General features: G+C 67.0%; 7 protein-coding genes. 4 read left to right on the top strand and 3 right to left on the bottom strand.

From position 1 onward, the window contains the following. Positions 1–309 precede the first annotated feature (309 nt). Complete coding sequence (locus OHS70_RS00350; RefSeq protein WP_328392390.1) at positions 310–6,789, top strand: polymorphic toxin-type HINT domain-containing protein; 6,480 nt, start codon at positions 310–312, stop codon at positions 6,787–6,789. An 888-nt stretch (positions 6,790–7,677) separates the two neighbouring features. Here the strand turns inward: OHS70_RS00350 and OHS70_RS00345 are convergent. Beyond that, complete coding sequence (locus OHS70_RS00345) at positions 7,678–9,261, bottom strand: serine/threonine-protein kinase (RefSeq protein WP_328392388.1); 1,584 nt, start codon at positions 9,259–9,261, stop codon at positions 7,678–7,680. A 269-nt stretch (positions 9,262–9,530) separates the two neighbouring features. On the opposite strand from OHS70_RS00345, the gene OHS70_RS00340 reads away from it, so the two are divergent. Then, positions 9,531–10,301 carry a hypothetical protein gene (locus tag OHS70_RS00340; protein WP_328392386.1) on the top strand — a complete coding sequence of 257 codons (771 nt, stop codon included), beginning with the start codon at positions 9,531–9,533 and terminating at the stop codon, positions 10,299–10,301. Here OHS70_RS00340 and OHS70_RS00335 read toward each other — a convergent pair. Continuing rightward, positions 10,298–10,537, bottom strand: coding sequence for a DUF6207 family protein (locus OHS70_RS00335; protein WP_328392384.1), 240 nt, complete (start codon positions 10,535–10,537; stop codon positions 10,298–10,300). The genes OHS70_RS00340 and OHS70_RS00335 overlap by 4 nt on opposite strands. 556 nt (positions 10,538–11,093) lie before the next feature. Between OHS70_RS00335 and OHS70_RS00330 the strand changes: the two genes are divergently transcribed. Next, positions 11,094–11,567 (top strand): lamin tail domain-containing protein, encoded by a 474-nt coding sequence (locus OHS70_RS00330; protein ID WP_328392382.1) that lies wholly within the window; start codon positions 11,094–11,096, stop codon positions 11,565–11,567. Positions 11,568–11,833: 266 nt separating this feature from the next. Then, positions 11,834–12,325 (top strand): lamin tail domain-containing protein, encoded by a 492-nt coding sequence (locus OHS70_RS00325; RefSeq protein ID WP_328392380.1) that lies wholly within the window; start codon positions 11,834–11,836, stop codon positions 12,323–12,325. Positions 12,326–12,808: 483 nt separating this feature from the next. Here OHS70_RS00325 and OHS70_RS00320 read toward each other — a convergent pair whose 3' ends face one another. Further along, positions 12,809–16,270, bottom strand: a complete 3,462-nt coding sequence (locus OHS70_RS00320; protein ID WP_328392378.1) for a DNRLRE domain-containing protein — start codon at positions 16,268–16,270, stop codon at positions 12,809–12,811. Positions 16,271–16,677 lie beyond the last annotated feature (407 nt).

The following is a 16,677-nucleotide window of genomic DNA, read 5'->3' as shown; positions in this document are numbered from 1 at the left end:
CTCCAAGCGCACCCACGACCTGGCAGCCAAGCCCGCCGGCGCGGGCCCGGTCCGCATTGCTGCCGCCAAGGCGGGCCTGGGCAAGAAGCAGACCGGGACCAGCAAGAGCACAGCACCTCTCGCCGATGGCACGGCTGCGGTGCACCTCCTGGACCAGAAGGCCACCCGCAAGGCGGGGATCACCGGCCTGCTGTTCACCGCCACGGCCGACACGCCCGGCAGGGCGCAGGTCACCGTCGACTACCGCTCCTTCGCTTCTGCGATAGGCGGCAACTGGTCCGGCCGTCTGGGCCTGGTGAGCCTGCCTGCGTGCGCGCTGACCACGCCGCAGCACGCCAAGTGCCGCAAGCGCCGCTGCGCTCCCACAACGACATCTCTGCACAGACCGTCACCGCCCAGGCCGTCCTGCCTGCCGCGGACCAGGCGGAAGCGAAGTCCACGTCTGCGGCCGCGAAGCGCATCGCTGCCCGGGCTGCCGCGCCCACCGTGCTGGCACTGACCGCCACCGCGACCGCCTCGGCGACCGGCGACCACCAAGCCACCCCGCTGGCAGCCTCCTCCACATGGGAGGCCGGAGGCTCCTCCGGTGCGTTCACCTGGTCGTATCCGATCACCCTGCCGCCGGCGGCGGCCGGCCCGGGACCCTCACTGGCCCTGTCTTACGACTCCGGCAGCGTCGACGGACGGACCGCGAACACCAACAACCAAGGCTCCCAAGTCGGTACGGGCTTCGACCTCACCTCGTCCTACATCGAGCGCAAGTACGGCGGTTGTGACGACGACGGTCAGGCCGACAAGTTCGATCAGTGCTGGAAGTACGAAAACGCCTCACTCGTCCTCAACGGCAACGCCAGCGAGCTCGTCAAGGACGACACCAGCGGCATCTGGAGACTCAAGAACGACGACGCCTCCAAAGTGACCCACCACACCGGCGCCGCCAACGGCGACGACGGGGACGACATCGTCAACGGGAAGGGCGATGGCAAGGGCGAGTACTGGAAGGTCGTCACCGGCGACGGCACCACGTACACCTTCGGCCTGAACAAGCTGCCCGGCGCCGCGACCGAGCGCACCAACTCCGTCTGGTCGGTACCGGTCTTCGGTGACGACTCCGGCGAACCCGGCCACTCGGCCGGCACAGCCTTCTCCGACCGTGCCAAGACCCAAGCCTGGCGCTGGAACCTGGACCTCGTCGAAGACGTGCACGGCAATGCCGCCACCTACTGGTACAAGAGCGAGACCAACCACTACGCCAAGAACGGCGACAAGACCGCACTGGCCTCCTATACGCGCGGCGGTTATCTGGACCAGATCAAGTACGGGCAGCGCTCCGACACCCTGTTCACCGGTACTCCCTCGAACAAGGTCGATTTCTCCTACGCCGAGCGCTGCACCGCCGCGGACTGCTCCTCGCTGACCGAAGACACCGCTGACAACTGGCCCGACGTCCCCTTCGACTCCCTGTGCTCGGCGAGTGAGACCGACTGTAAGCCCACCGGGCCCACCTTCTTCACCCGCAAGCGACTGACCGGGATCGATACCAGCACCTGGTCGACCGCAGCCGAGCCCGATGCCTACAAGGCAGTGGACAGCTTCACCCTGACGCAGGATTTCCAGGACGGCGGTGACATCGGCAACAGCTCCGACCAGCACCTGGTCCTGAAGTCTCTGAAGCGCACGGGCAAGAACGGCACCGCCATCGCCCTGCCGCCAATCGAGTTCACCTACGACATGCGGCCAAACCGCGTGGACGCGACGGACGACATCGCGCCGCTGTCCCAGCCGCGCATCAGCGAGATCGTCTCCGAAGCCGGCGCGATCACCTCGGTTACGCTGTCCGACCCCGAATGCGTGCGCGGAAGCAAAATGCCGGCCGCGGAGGACGACAACACGCTCTCGTGCTATCCCGTCTACTGGCCCATCAACGGCGGCGACCCTGCGCTGGACTGGTTCCACAAGTACAACGTCACGGCCGTCTCCATCTCCGACCCAGCCGGCCAGAACGAGGCCGTGGAAACCTCCTACACCTACGAGGGCCCGGCCTGGCGCTACAACGACGACCCGCTCACCCCTGAGGACCAGCGCACGTGGTCAAGCTGGCGCGGCTACCGCAAGGTGACCACCCGCGGCGGCGACACCGATCACACCCAGTCCAAGACGGTGAAGCTGTTCATGCAGGGCATGAACGGCGACAAGCGCCTGAACGGCTCCACCCGCACCGCCGTCGTCGAGGGCATCGACGTGGCCGGCCTGGATGTCAGCGACGCCACCGACCACGACCAGTACGCCGGCCAACTGCGCGAGGAAATCACCTACAACGGCGCCCAGCCAATCGCGGTCACGGTCAACAACCTCTGGAGCAAGGAAACCGCGAGCCAGCAGAAGTCCTACGCCCACATCAAGGCGCACTACGTCCGCACGGCCCGCACCTACGGCAACACCTACCTGACCGCCTCTGCCACATGGCGGCGCACCTCCACCAGCTACACCTACGACGACGTCTACGGCATGACCACGCGGGTCGACGCCGCAGGCGACATGGCCAAGTCCGGCGACGAGACCTGCACACGCACCTGGTACGCACGCAACACCGCCAAGGGCCTCACCGCCCTCGTGTCCCGCACCCGGGTCGTGGCCGGCTCCTGCCTCGACGCCGCAGGCGAGGTCAAGACCGACGACAAGCTCAGCCTGCCCGCGAACTCCGACAAACGCGGCGACGTCCTGTCCGACACCGCCGTGGTCTACGACGATCCTCAGGCAGCCGGCTGGTCGGCCACTCAAACACCCGACCGGGGACTCGTCACCTGGACCGGGCGGGCTGCCGCCTACCCGGCTGCGATCGGCACCAGCGACCGTACCCCGGCCCTCAGCGGCGGCTGGCAGATGCTCACCCGCACCACCTATGACACGGCCACCAGCAAAATGGGCCGGCCGCTCACCGTCACCAACGCCGACGGCAAGACCGCCAGCACCGCCTACTTCCCGGCCGCCTCCGGACCCCTGACCTCGGTCGTCGTCACGGCACCCAAGCTCACCTCCAACAGCCAGCAGCACAAGACCTACACCTACATGGACCCGGCCCGAGGCTCGGTCACCAGCAGCCTCGATCCGAATCTGAAGAAGACCGAGAACACCTACGACTCCCTTGGCCGCATCACCGCCACCTGGCTGCCCGACCGCAGCAAGGGCGCAGGCGACACCGCGTCCGTCACCTACGGCTACCACTTCGCCCGCGGCAGCCAGCCCTGGACATCCGTAGCCACCCTCAAGGCCGACGGCACCACCTACCAGACCAGCTACGTCATCGCCGACGCCCTCCTGCGCCCCCTGCAGACCCAGACCCCCTCTCCGCTGGGCGGCCGTGTCCTGACCGACACCCGCTACAACTCGCGCGGCCTCGCCTACGAGACGTACGCCGATATCTACGACAACACCAGCAGCCCCAACGGCACCTACACCCGCGCCTCCTACGCGCACACCCCAGCGCTGGCCCAGACCGCCTACGACGGCGCCGGACGTCCCACCACCAGCAGCCTGACCGTTCTCGGCGAGCCGAAGTGGGAGACCACCACCAGCTACACCGGCGACTCCGTCGCCACCACCGCTGGCCAGGGCGGCACCGCCAGCCGCACGATCACCGACGCCCTCGGCCGCACCACCGAAACCCGCACCTACGCGGGCACCTCCCCGGCAGACACCGAGTACGGCGCAGCTGCCGGCACGGGCACCGCCTACACCAGCGTCAACCACACTCACACGCGCGACGGCCTGCCGACCCAGATCACCGGGCCCGACAACAGCAAGTGGACCTACTCCTACGACCTGTTCGGGCGCCAGACCAGCACCACAGACCCGGACGCGGGCACCACCGACACCACCTACACCGTCCTGGATCAGATCGCGAGCACCGACGACGCGCGTACCACCACCGGCGCGCTGCTGTACGGATACGACGAGCTTGGCCGCAAGACCGGCCTGTGGCAGACATCGAAAACGGACGCCAACAAGCTGGCCGCCTGGACCTACGACTCCCTTCTCAAGGGCCTGCCCGACGCCTCCACCCGCTACGAAGGCGGCACAAACGGCAAGGCCTACACGAAAAAGGTCATGGCGTACGACACACTCGGCCGCCCCACCAGCACCCAGCTCACCCTGCCCAGCGACGACCCCCTCGTCACCTCCGGCGCAGTGGCCGCCACCAGCGCATTCGAAACGGCCTACCGAGTCGACGGCACGGTGAAAAGCACCAAGGAGCCCGCCGTCGCCGGTCTCCCCGGGGAGATCATCACCCCCGACTACAACCCCTCCGGCCTGCCCACCGGGCTTTCCGGCACCTCTGGCTACCTTCTCGGCGTCAGCTACTCCGCCCTCGGCCAGGTCCAGCAGATGACCTTGGGCACCTCCACCGCCGAAGGGGTCAAGAAGGCATACCTCAGCAACACCTTCGAAACGGGCACCGGGCGCCTCCTGCGCTCCTACACCACCGATCAGACCCACCCCTGGATGCCGCAGGACCTCAACTACACCTACGACGAGGCCGGAAACGTCACCTCGATCTTCGACCCCGCCACACTCGGCGGCACGTCCAAGGCAGACCACCAGTGCTTCACCTACGACGGCCTACGCCGCCTGGCCGAAGCCTGGACCCCCAGGACCGCCGACTGCGCCACCACGGCACGCACGACCGCCAACCTCGACGGCCCTGCCCCCTACTGGACCAGCTACACCTACAACACCGCTGGCCAGCGGACCAGCGAAACCCAGCACACCAGCACCGGCAACACCACAACCACCTCCTGCTACAGCAGCGCCCGCCCGCACGCCCTGACCGCCACCACGACGGCCGCCAGCTGCACCGGAGTAGCGCCGCAGTACGAGTACGACGCCGTCGGCAGTATGGAACGGCGCCTGGAGAAGCCCGGCAGCACCACGAGCCAGAGCCTCGACTGGAACAGCGAAGGCAAGCTCAGCAAGCTCACCGAGAACACCACCAACACCGACTACCTCTACGACGCCGACGGCGAACTCCTCATCCGCCGCACCGCCGGCGGCGAGACAGTGCTCCACCTCGGCACCACCGAGGTCCACACCCAGGGCAGCAAGACGTGGGCCAACCGCTATTACACGGTCGCCGGCACCACCATCGCCCTGCGCAGCAACGAAACAGGCACCACAAAGGTCACCTGGCTGGCAGCTGACCACCACGGCACATCCAGCCTGGCCATCGACGCCAGCACCCAGACCATCTCCAAGCGCTACAGCACCCCCTTCGGCGTAGCTCGCGGCACACCCAACGGCACCTGGCCCGACGACAAAGCCTTCCTCGGCAAGACCGAAGACAAGGCAACAGGCCTCACTCATGTCGGCGCACGCCAATACGACCCGGGCATCGGCCAGTTCATCAGCGTCGACCCCATCCTCAACACCGCAGAAGCCCAATCCCTCAACGGATACAGCTACGCCGGAAACAACCCCACAACGCTCTCCGACCCCACAGGACTGGACTTCGGCTGCGGGGGCGGCGGATCTTGCGAATACACAGATACCGGGAGCAACAAAAAGCCCCACGACGAAAGCAAGCCGGATGCGCCTCTCGGCTCCAACGGCGGTCTCGGTAAACCCGGTTCCCAGCCGAAGCCGGTCGCACCGAGCACGAAACTGGGCGAAGACATCATCTTCGGTGACCGCCCCGATATGGGCTCGCTTCCCGAGGACATCGTCATCGACTGGTCCGAGCAGCTCTACGAGGGGGACAGCTACGGGAACTACCTGACCAGTTTGGGGACCGGGCAGTGGCAGCTCTGCCTCGGCGGCGGCAACGGCTGCTACGACTGGGACGGGCCACTGCCCGGAAGGGACCCACTCGAGCCCTGGCAGGCAATCTCCCTCATGATCCTCCAATCCCTCCTCGAGCCCGGCAGCGGCGGCAAAAATGCTCCCAGAGTCATCAACGTTGCATTGAAGGGAAGGGCCGGATCGGTAGTTGCAAGGGCAACTGCCAACTGTATGCGATGCTTCCTCGCCGGCACGGATGTCCTCATGGCCGACGGCAGCACCAAGAACATCGAAGACGTGGAACTCGGCGACGAGGTACTAGCCACCGATCCTGTGACAGGAGAGACCGGAGCCAGGCGAGTAACTGACCTCATCGTCACCGAGCACGACAAGCACTTCAACGAACTCACAGTCTCAACCCACAAGGGACAAAAGAAGCTCACGGCAACACATGAGCATCCCTTCTGGTCGCCTTCCGAAAAACGCTGGGTCGAAGCACGTGACCTTCGCCCCGGCATGACACTGCTCTCGGTCGACGGCAGCCCTGTCGGCATCCTGGACAACCGCCCCTACACCCAGTACGCCCGCACCTACAACCTAACTGTCGACGACCTGCACACGTACTATGTGCTCGCAGGCGAGACGCCGGTTCTCGTTCACAACACCTGCTTCAACATGATTTCGCTCGGCCGCGGATCAATGTTGTCCCCCGCAGGTCTCGTCTACAACGCTGGTTCCAAGCACGGCCACCGCCTCAGGCACGTGCTGAACCATGGAACGCGGGGAACTACCGACCCCTCCAAGCCGCTCCATACCCAGTTCAACAGCTACGGTCGTGAACTGCTGCGGACCGTGGATGAGGCTTGGATGCTCAGGGGAAAGCCGCATAATGTCAGTGGCACTGACGAGTACATCATTCCCATGGGGCGACCGATCGGCACACAAGGACAGGAGAGTGTAAAGATTATCGTCGAAGAGGGTTCAAGCAGGATCCTCACTGCCCATCCGGTATAGCTGGGTGGTTCTACCAGAGGCGCTCGATTCCTGTACTGGCCGACGGCAAGTGTGACTCACCTAAAGGAGGTTAATTGGTGGATGTATGCACTCGATGCAATGTGGGTAGCGTCGCAGCATTCCGGCTGATCAAAGACGGGCGTCGTCTGTGGGTCTGCGACGAATGTGATGCCGTATGGTTCGGCGACGCCCCACCGGAAGGCCCCCCGGACGGCGCGCTCTATCAGTATGTCGAGCGTTACGGAGGTCCGGGAACTCCCACAGATTGGGAGCAGATAGAGTCAGTCGCGGAGTGATTTCGAGCGACGCTGATTGTCGGCCACGGGAGCGGACGGTGATTCCGTTCCCGTGGGTGCGATCTCCGTGGAAGCGGTCTACTGCGCACAGCAGGTGACCGCGCGAGGGCGAGCCGCACGGCCCGGACCCTGCCTGGGACACGGATGAACGTGTCATCAGGGTCAGCTCCGCGCGCGCCGTGGTGCTCCCGCCCCGGTCTCCACGACGTGCGTACTCTGTTCGAGCACCGCGAACACGGTCTCATCGTCATCGGGGGCCATCTGCCGTATCGGGCTGGTCGGCGTGAAAAGGCCGCGTAGTACTTGAGCGTGGTCGCGCCTCCGCCACCATGGCTGGCCCAAGGCTGCCCGCAGGCGGGGCTTTCACGATCCTGTACCACGATGACACCGACCGCCGATACCCGGGTCGGCGACCTTCAAGCAACGCCGGGTTCGAGGCGGTGACCTTCCAGCCGTCCGCCGATGGCCATCATGTCGTGCTCACGCTCGACGGAGTGCAGCTAACTCGCGGCCTGGCAGCAGTCCAAGGCCACCGAGTCGGGGTTGCCCGCCCGGAAGGAGCCGGCTCTTCTGCGGTGCACGCTGGGGCGCATCACTGCCTTTGGACGTCGGCTGCGACGATGACGCCATTGCGGACGGTGTACGTCCCGGCGAAGAACTGATGCGTTCCGTCCGTCTGCAGCGCGTCGAGCCGCATGGTCACGGTGTCGCCGGAGACGGACTCGATGGTGACCGTATCGGAGACGGTCTCGGCGAGGCCCTCGACGAAGGAATCGTAGGTCCCGCCCAGGTTTTTCCCCCCGAGGTCCCATGCGCGCGCGTAGTCCTTGGCGTTGATGGCGGCGAAGTAGTCCTCGACGACCTGCTGGGCAGGGGCGGTGGCGGGGGTGGTCGGTGGGTTTGATGTCGGTTCGGGGCTGGTTTGCACCGGTGCCGGAGTCTCGGTCGTCCTCGTCGTCTCGCTGGGACTGTGTTGTGTAGCTGTCCGGGTGACGGTGCTGTGCGAGGTGACGACGCTCTGCGCGGTGACGGGCGCGCGCTGCGGAGATTCCTGGGAGTCGTTGGTCATCACTACGGCGGCACTGCCGCCACCCACCAGTGCCACCGCGAGTGCGGCCCCGACGATCAGCAGTGACTTGTGTCGCCTCCGCCTACCGTCGCCCCCGCCGCCCGGACGCTCGTCGTATGCCGCTGGGCCGGGCTCGGCTCGGTCGTCCGACCCGTGTGACGGCACCGGCGTGGGCGGTGTCGTCCGGGTCGGTTCCCGGGCGGAACGCTCCTTGTCGGTGCGTTCCGTCGCCGGCACCACCTGCGTGGGCGGATGTTCCGCTGCCCCGGACGCCGGTGCGCTCACCGGCACCCCGGCCGCCACATCGCTCAGCATCCGCTGGGCATGCTCAGCACTGGGCCGCTCGTTTGGATCCTTGCGAAGCAGCGCTTCGATGACAGGAGCGAGCGGGCCCGCGTGTCGAGGTTCCGGAAGCTCCTCGGCGACTACGGCCTGCAAGGTACTCATCGTCGTGGTGCGGCGGAACGGGGACTGCCCCTCCACCGCGGCGTACAGCGTCACGCCGAGCGACCACAGATCGGATTCCGGGCCCGGCCGACGGCCCATGGCACGCTCCGGGGCAAGATAGTCCGGCGACCCGACGACGTCGCCGGTGCGGGTCAGGCCGCTGGAGCCCCCCATGACGGCGATGCCGAAATCGGTGAGCACCACCCGGCCGCCGCGTTCAAGCAGCACGTTGGCGGGCTTGACGTCCCGGTGTAGAACCCCCAGCTGATGCGCACGGTCCAGCGCCGACAGCAACTGCCCTCCGAGTCGGGCCGCGTCTCGCGGCAGTAGTGTCCCCTCTGTGGCAATGACGTCGGCGAGCGACTGTCCGTCGATCAGCTCCATCACGATCCACGGTCGACCGTCCTCTTCCAGCACATCGAATACGGTGACGACCCCTGGGTGCTTGACCCTCGCCGCGGCCCGTGCCTCCTGCTCCATGCGGGTATGCAGCACCGCCAGCTCTTCGTGCGGCAGGCCGCTGACCGTCAGCTCTTTCACCGCCACCTCACGGCTGAGCACCTGATCCTGCGCCCGCCACACGGTGCCCATCCCGCCGCGGCCGAGCTGCTCGACGAGGAGATACCGGCCAGCCAGCAGCCGCTCTTCATCGCCACTCATGGTGCTCCCGAGCCATGATCAGGCACGCACGGGCTCCGTGCAGAAGGTGTGCGCATCTTTGTGGTTCCTCACTCCCGCCGTCACGCGGCCGAAGATCCCACCTCTTCCATACTGTGCCGATTGCTCGGCGCTGTCGCGCCGAGCTGGCCCGCGAAGTCGTCATATACGGCGCGAGCCGGGCCGCTGCCTGCGGCCCGGCTCGCACTCTGTGGTCGGCCGTGATGGTGCTGACTCGGCCCGAGGCGGCTTGTTTGAAGGTGGCGGTGTGCTTGCCTGCGGAGGCGGCGGAGGATGTGGAGGCGGCGCTGGCTTCTGCCCTTGCTCCGTTCGACATGGACTCCGACAATCCCGTGGACCGGGGCATGTGGGACACGTGGACGATCCGGGGCGGCAGTGACGGCAAGGGGTTCGCTGTCGCTGCGGGCCACTGGGACGATCCTCGGCTCGTGCATGACGTGACCCGCCGGGACTGCACGCCCATGCCGAGTGTGCCGGGGGTCTGCGCGGGCGGTCCGCGGGGGCTGCTCGACTTCAGCCGGCCCGTGGCGGCGGCCGAGCGGGCACTTGGGGCGTCGTGGGACCTGTGGCAGCAGTTGTCGGCCGTGCATCCCCCGGCGGTGTCCCTGGCGGACTTCGTGCACCGCTGGCGCACAGATCCGCAGGCGTTCCCCGACGACCAGTGGGGGGATGCGATGTTCGCCGCCTACCGTGAACAGCCCGTGATCAAGGCGTACTTGGATCATCCGTTCAGCCTCGGACAGGGCTTGCTGCTGCTCCCGGACCCGCGCGAACACCCGGTGATCGCGTTCGAGGGGAACCGGGCGGACTATGTCCGCCATGCAGTCGATGGGGGGTGGTGGCACCGGGATGTGCTCACTCTGGACGGCTGGTGGATCGAGCCCGGAGGGTGGGCGGTCCACGGTGCCTGTGACCCGGATGACTGCCCTCACACCGCCCCGGCCATCGGGCCGGATACAGAGCTGTACCTGGCCTCGCTCCAGGAGGACACCCTGCTGATACGCCTCCACTGCCACTGTTAGCCAAACCACGGCTCATCCGGAACGTCGGGCAGGCTGCCGGGACGCCGTACGTCCGCGTACACGCGCACGCTCACGCCCGGCTTGCCGGGGCGGCGGCGGACGGGGCTGGTGCCGGAGGTGGCCCAGCACTGCTCGAGGTCGTGCATGACGGTTTGCGCGGTCGCTTCGTCGGCTGCGGTGATGTCGAGGACGACGAGGCCGGGCTCGGCGACATGCGCCGGGTCAGCAGATTCCATGCCCGGCATGACGCCGTGGCCCGGGCACGGGTTCGGCGCGAGGCCCGCGGTTCGCCCGGACGGGCGACACCTGAAGCCTCTTCGGAGGGCGGGGCGTTGACGGTGGCGGCCGGGGCCAGACGGACCGGTGAGGGCTCCTGCCGCGTTCCCCCGTCGCGGCGGAGCCCCCTGTTGTGCCCGCCCTCGTGTGCGAACTCGGCTTGGGTGTGCGAAGAAACGTGCAGAACAGCCGTTACCAAGATCGTGTCCGCTGTCCGGATGACGCGCCGCGTCGCGTGACCGGTCGTGCGCCGGAGCATGTAAGCGGTTGCTGTTGATCATTCAACGGGTGGGTGTAGCGGGCAGTGAATGTCAGGGCCACGCTGGCCGCACATGCGTGCCTCATGCAGGTGATGGTTACGGAAATGTCCATATACGGTAACCGACTCCGGTCAGCCTGCCGCAGGCTCCACCGAAGCTCCACAGTTTGGGTCCTCGGCCTGCACCGGGCCGGAAACCCGCATCGCCACCTCCAGCTGTATCGGCTGGTGAGGCACTGTTCTTGAGGGGACATCACATGTCTGCTTCTTCGACCGCCCGCCGTTTCGCGGCGACCGTCCTCGCTGCCGGCGCCGTCGTCTCCGCCGTCGCCCTGCCGGCCTCCGCCCACGACGGCGACCGCCACCGCCAGCACCCGCGGGTCGAGATTAGCCGCGTACAGGCCGACAGCCCCGGACGCGACAACGGCTCCAACCACTCCCTGAACGCCGAGTGGGTCGAGATCACCAACAAGAGCCGCCGCCCGGTCGACCTGGACGGCTGGACCCTGCGCAACCGCGACGGCAACCGCTACCGCTTCGACGACTACCGTCTCGCCGGACGCGCAACCGTCCGCATCCACACCGGCTTCGGACGCGACACCCGCACCGACCGCTACCAGGACCTCCGCCACTACGTCTGGGACAACCGCTCCGACAAGGCGACCCTGCGCGACGACCACCGCCGCACCGTCGACACCGAGGCGTGGGGCCGCCAGTACCACCGCCGCTAGCCGAACCGGCCGGTGACCGGGCCGTCTGCACCTGGACCGCAGGCACCCCCGTTCTCGCCGACGGGCCCTGAACTGTGTGCCGGGCAGCCTGACCTGCCCGGCACAACACCAGTGCCGGCGCCCCGGCCCCCGGCAACCGGTCCCGATCCGGCTCCACTACACCGTGACGGCAGTCGCCTGGGCCAAAAGGTTGAAACCACAACAGCGGCTCGTCTGGTCTGTAGGCTTCTGCCGTTCATCAGCACTATTGAGGGGGGACCTCACCCTTGCGTACCCATGCCGTCATCACCGCCGCCGTCGTGGCCGGAACGTTCGCCGCACTGACCGCCAGCCCCGCCCAGGCCGCCGAATACTCCTCCGCGCTCAAAATCCGCGGCATCCAGTACGACGCACCCGGCAGGGACTCCAACAGCTGCTCCACCGGCAACACCCGCGACGAGTACCTGACCATCAAGAACTACTCGTCCTCGGCGACCGTCAACCTCCGCGGATACGTCGTCAAGGACGCCGCCGGCAACCGCTTCACCTTCACCGCCAACCACTACCTGCAGCCCGGCGACTACGTGAAGCTCCGCGGCGGCAACGGCACCGACTCCGACAGCGGCAACGTCGTCTACCGCGACAACTGCAACTTCATGTGGAACAACGACCGCGACACCATCTACCTCTACAAGCCCACCGGCAGCCGCGCGGACGTCCACTCCTACACCAAGAGCGCAAACGACCGCGACGGCAACGGCTACATCACCTTCCACTGAACGGAACAACCAGCTCTGGCCTCGTCACCCAGCGGACGGCGAGGCCAGAGGACTGATTCTCCTGGTGGCGTTTCCGCTTCCACACCCGCGGACGGGACACGGCCTACCGCCGAGGACCGGACCGCCCAATTGGATAGGTCGCGGCTGGGCGGCACCTCATCGAGATCTGGCCGTGCCCAAAGCCCCTGAGGTCCACCACAAACTCACCGACCAGACTGGCATCCGGTTCCGGGCAAGCGAGCAATGATCCGGCCTCGCCTGTTTTAGCCGTGAGCCGTACCCGCAACCATCGTGGCGATGGAGGTTGTCCTGGATCGGCGACCGCCCCACCTCATCTGTGACCGCCCGCTGGAACCCCGTGGGCCGGGCCGAGCGTCATCAGGCGTTGGGCGCTCCGTTCGTCTGCACGGCTCGGGGGAGGACACGGCTGAGGGGTCAAGGCAGTTGGCTGCCTTGACCCCTCAGCCGTGTCCGCACTGGGCGTCAGCCGATGGCGATGCGGGTTTTCCAGTAGCTGGCGGGGGCGATGATTTCTGTGCCGGATCCTGTGAGTGTGGTCTTGCTGCCAGCGTAGAAGCGTACGGAGCCGTCGGACTTCACGGCCCAGATGTCCGGGATGGCGTCTCCGTTGACGTCCGGGGTGCCGATCAGGTGCGGGACGCTCGAACTGAGCCAGCCGGACGCGCCGTATTCGGTGTCCACTCCGCCCGCGGAGTTGGCCGCGGTTGCGAGCGAGTTGAGGTCGACTCCGCCGCCGGTTGCGGCGCTGCCCTTGCGGAGTAGCAGTCTGCCGGAGGCGTCGGTCCGGTAGATGAGGTCGGTGACGCCGTCGCCGGAGACGTCCTGGACGGTGACGATGTCGCGTGAGGCCCAGGGTGAGGCGGACAGCAGGATCGCCTGGTCGACGGTTGCGCCGTTGTATCCGATGAACGCCCACAGGGCGTCGCCGACGGTGGCGAAGAAGTCGGTTCTTCCGTCGCCGGTGATGTCGCCGGCGGCGACGATCTGGGTCAGGTCGGCGGGCTTGGGTGCGCCGTCGGGCAGGAGGATCTCGCGGCGTTTGTCGATGTTGACCGCGCCGTAGCCGTCGCCCGGGTAGACCCAGAGTTTGCCGCCGACACGCACGACGAGGTCTTGGAGCCCGTCACCGCCGTAGATGTCGCCGTTATGGGTGATGAGCGCGCCGTTGAAGTGCCCGGAGGGTGCCGCGACGAACGGCGGCAGGTCGTCTCCCTGAGGGTCCTTGTCGGGGTTGCTGCGGTAGGCGCCTGACATCGAGTAGTCGAGGTCGCCGCTTCCCTTGGCGAGGTCGTTGGTGGCCTGCGAGGGGTAGAGGGCGAGGTTGCCGCCCTCGGTGACCGCCATCAGGTCGGCGAGTTTGTCGCCGGTGAAGTCACCCGGGGTATCTGCCTGTTCCTTGGGGGAGACGTAGAAGAAGTACTTCGCCGGCTGGGAGGCGTTGCCTGCACCGTCGACGGTGCGGACGTACAACACGTTGGGTCCGGCGGTCGGGGGTTTGGCATTGGTGATGGCCGCGCTGACGCTGGTGGCGGTTCCGGCGGTCCGGGACAGGGAGAACGGGTAGCTGGCGGAGTTGAAGCCGTACTCGTAGCGCACCACGTCGCTGTTGAGTGCGCGCACGGTGAACGAGCCGGGCGTGCCGAACTTGATGGTGCTCCAGGTGGCGTCCTCGGCGAGGCTGCCGAAGCCGTTCTCCTCGCCGTCGGCGTTGGGGAAGTCTGTGGAGCTGACCTTGGGGGGCTTGGGCGCGGTGGTGTCGAGGATGAAGCGGCAGGGTGTCTTGGCCGGGGTATAGGAGGAGGTGGCGCCGGCGTCGTCGACGGCTCTCACCCGCCACGAGTAGGTCGTGCCGTTGGTGAGGTTGCTGGTCGAGAAGTCGTCGGTGGTGCGCAAGGCGGTGTCGGTGTCGCCGCCGACCGAGACCTTGCCGGTGGAGCCGAGCAGGTCACCGGAGGTGGGCAGCTTCTTCATCGGCCAGAGGTCGAAGTCGAGATAGTCGAGGTTCTTGTCCTTGTCGGATGCCTTGGCGGTGAACGTCAGATTGCCGGAGCCCATGCGGACATACGGTTCGGTGGTGGTGCACTTGGCGTCCGGGCCGAGGTCGAGCGAGTTGGGGGCGCTTGGCCTGCGGTTGTAGACCAGCTCCAGGACAGGCGGGTCGTCGCCGGTGGCCTGGAACTTCTTCCAGGCGTACTGGGAGTCTTCGTCCCGGGCGCGCAGTCCGAGCGTGATGCTGTCCTTGCCCAGGTCGGCCCGCTTCTGCGCGGCCTTCTTCACATCGAAAGCCTCGTACGCATCGGGGCATGAAGACTTATAGCCGTGCGCGAAGCTCTTGGTCGAGAGCTTGTTGCCGTCGTGCAGCTTAGGCGCGTTCTTCCAGTTGGTGTGGGAGTCGATCGCCCCGGTGAGGTGCACGCTCATCGACCGGGCACTGCAGGACCAGGCGTACCGCTCCAGCAGGCTCAGCTTCGCGCTCTTGATCTGCGCGCCTTTGAGGTCCTTGTCGAAGGCGATGTTGAAGTACGAGCGGGACGTGCCCCAGGTGTCCGATTCGAAGCCGACCCGGGCCTCGTGGGTGCCGCCCTTGTTGAACCCCTTGCCGTTGTAGAAGGTGGCGTTGGGGTGACGGCTGTAGGCAGTGGTCCAGTCCTGGACATGCTTTTTGACCGAGGGATCGATGAACACAGGATACGTGGTCGCCGGATCGTTGAGGAAGTCCTCGTCGGGAGTGAGCGTCCACTTCGCCGTGGACAGGTCGGCGTCGACGAGGTCGCCCCGGGAGTCGGGCGAGGGCCCGTCGAGCAGGGGCAAGGTGAGTGTGGCGGCCGAACCGGACTGCGAGGGGGCGGGCGTCGGCTCCGGGGGAGCGGACGGCAGCGGGGACTCCGACAGCGCAGGCGCCGGACCGTCAGAGGCTGACGGCAGGACCTCGGCGTACGGGTCCTCCTGCTCATCCGCTTCCACCGGCACGTCCTCGGTCGGGCTGGGACTCGCCTCAGGGGTGGAGCTGGCAGAGTCCGAGGGGCCGGGAGTCTCGGACGCGGTCGGCTGAGCAGTTGCGCCGACCTGGCCGTCGGTGACCGCCGGGGCGCCGCTGCTGTCCCACATCAACGGGGTCGGCGACATGGCGACTTCGTCGCCATACGCGTTTTCGGCGGTGACGATGCCGGAGAGCGGATCGAGCCGGAAGGTGAGAGTCGCGGAGGTGAGGCCGTACGAGAGCTGCTTGGCCCGCGGATCGGCCGCTGCCTGACGGTTCTTCAGCACGAGCAGCTGGGCGAACCCGTCGTCATCGGCGGTCAGGACCAGGTCGGCACCCGGAAAAATCTCCGGATACAGGGCGCGGGAGCCGTCGATGACCGGCGCCGGTACCGGACCGGGCCAGGTGAGCTGAATGTCGTGATCATCCACGTGCAGGGTGACCAGCGGAGTCGGCGTCTCGTCCGCCATGACCGCCCCGCGCACCAAAGAGACGCGGCGGGCCTGGCTGCGTGAGGCACGCTCGCCGCCGACCCCCTTCGAGCCGGCCGAAAACACCATCCGAGTGTTGGTGGCCTTGGGCTCCCAGCCCTTCTCGGTCCGGTGCAGGCTCGGGTCGATGGCCTTCCACTCACCGCCCACCTTGGCCCGTATCGGCGAGGCATACAGCTGCTTGGCCATCAGCCCGTCGGGCCTGGCCCACGTCGTGGAACGGAGGGTGCGCAGCGTGGTGACCTCGACGGGCTTTCCCGACTTCGCAGCCCGTGCGATCGCCTCGCCCTCATCGACCTGCCTCGTGTGCCGGCCGCGGCCCGCGGCGTCGTCGCCGGCGGTGGAGCCGTCATCCATGTGAAGGCCGACGTAGCCGAGGCCGGTCGCGGCGACAGCCGCCGCGATGACCGCCGCGGCAACACGACGGCTGGGCCGGCGCCAGTTGCGCGTCATTGGGCGAGTTCCTCCCCCTGGGACCGGCGCGCTGCGATGTGCGGCCGTTGGATGCGAAGCCGGCCATGGCGCATCAGATCTCCCCGATCCGAAAAGGGCATGGCAAGGCGAGCTGATGATGACCTATGACCGGTCCTTCGTCACCCTGCGCCTGGCCAGGGCGTGCCCCGGTGGGCGAACAGTGTGAGCGAGAGGCCCTGCTGAGTGCTGCGCTTGTCGATCCCGGGCCCCAGGCAGCCGACCTGGGATTAAATCAGAACATATGCTGCTGAACGGCACCCCACAGACCGGCAATTTGAATGCAGTCACCTGACTTATGGCCAATGTGACCCGATGTCGAAAAAATGATCTTGAGTGGTGAAAACCCGATCCATGACATCCGAGGTGTAACGCGCTGTTACGGGGCG

Origin of the sequence: Streptomyces sp. NBC_00390 (assembly GCF_036057275.1) — a bacterium.
Classification (GTDB): domain Bacteria; phylum Actinomycetota; class Actinomycetes; order Streptomycetales; family Streptomycetaceae; genus Streptomyces.
Note: the sequence above shows the minus strand (reverse complement) of the source record. Positions and strands in the feature narration are given on the sequence as shown.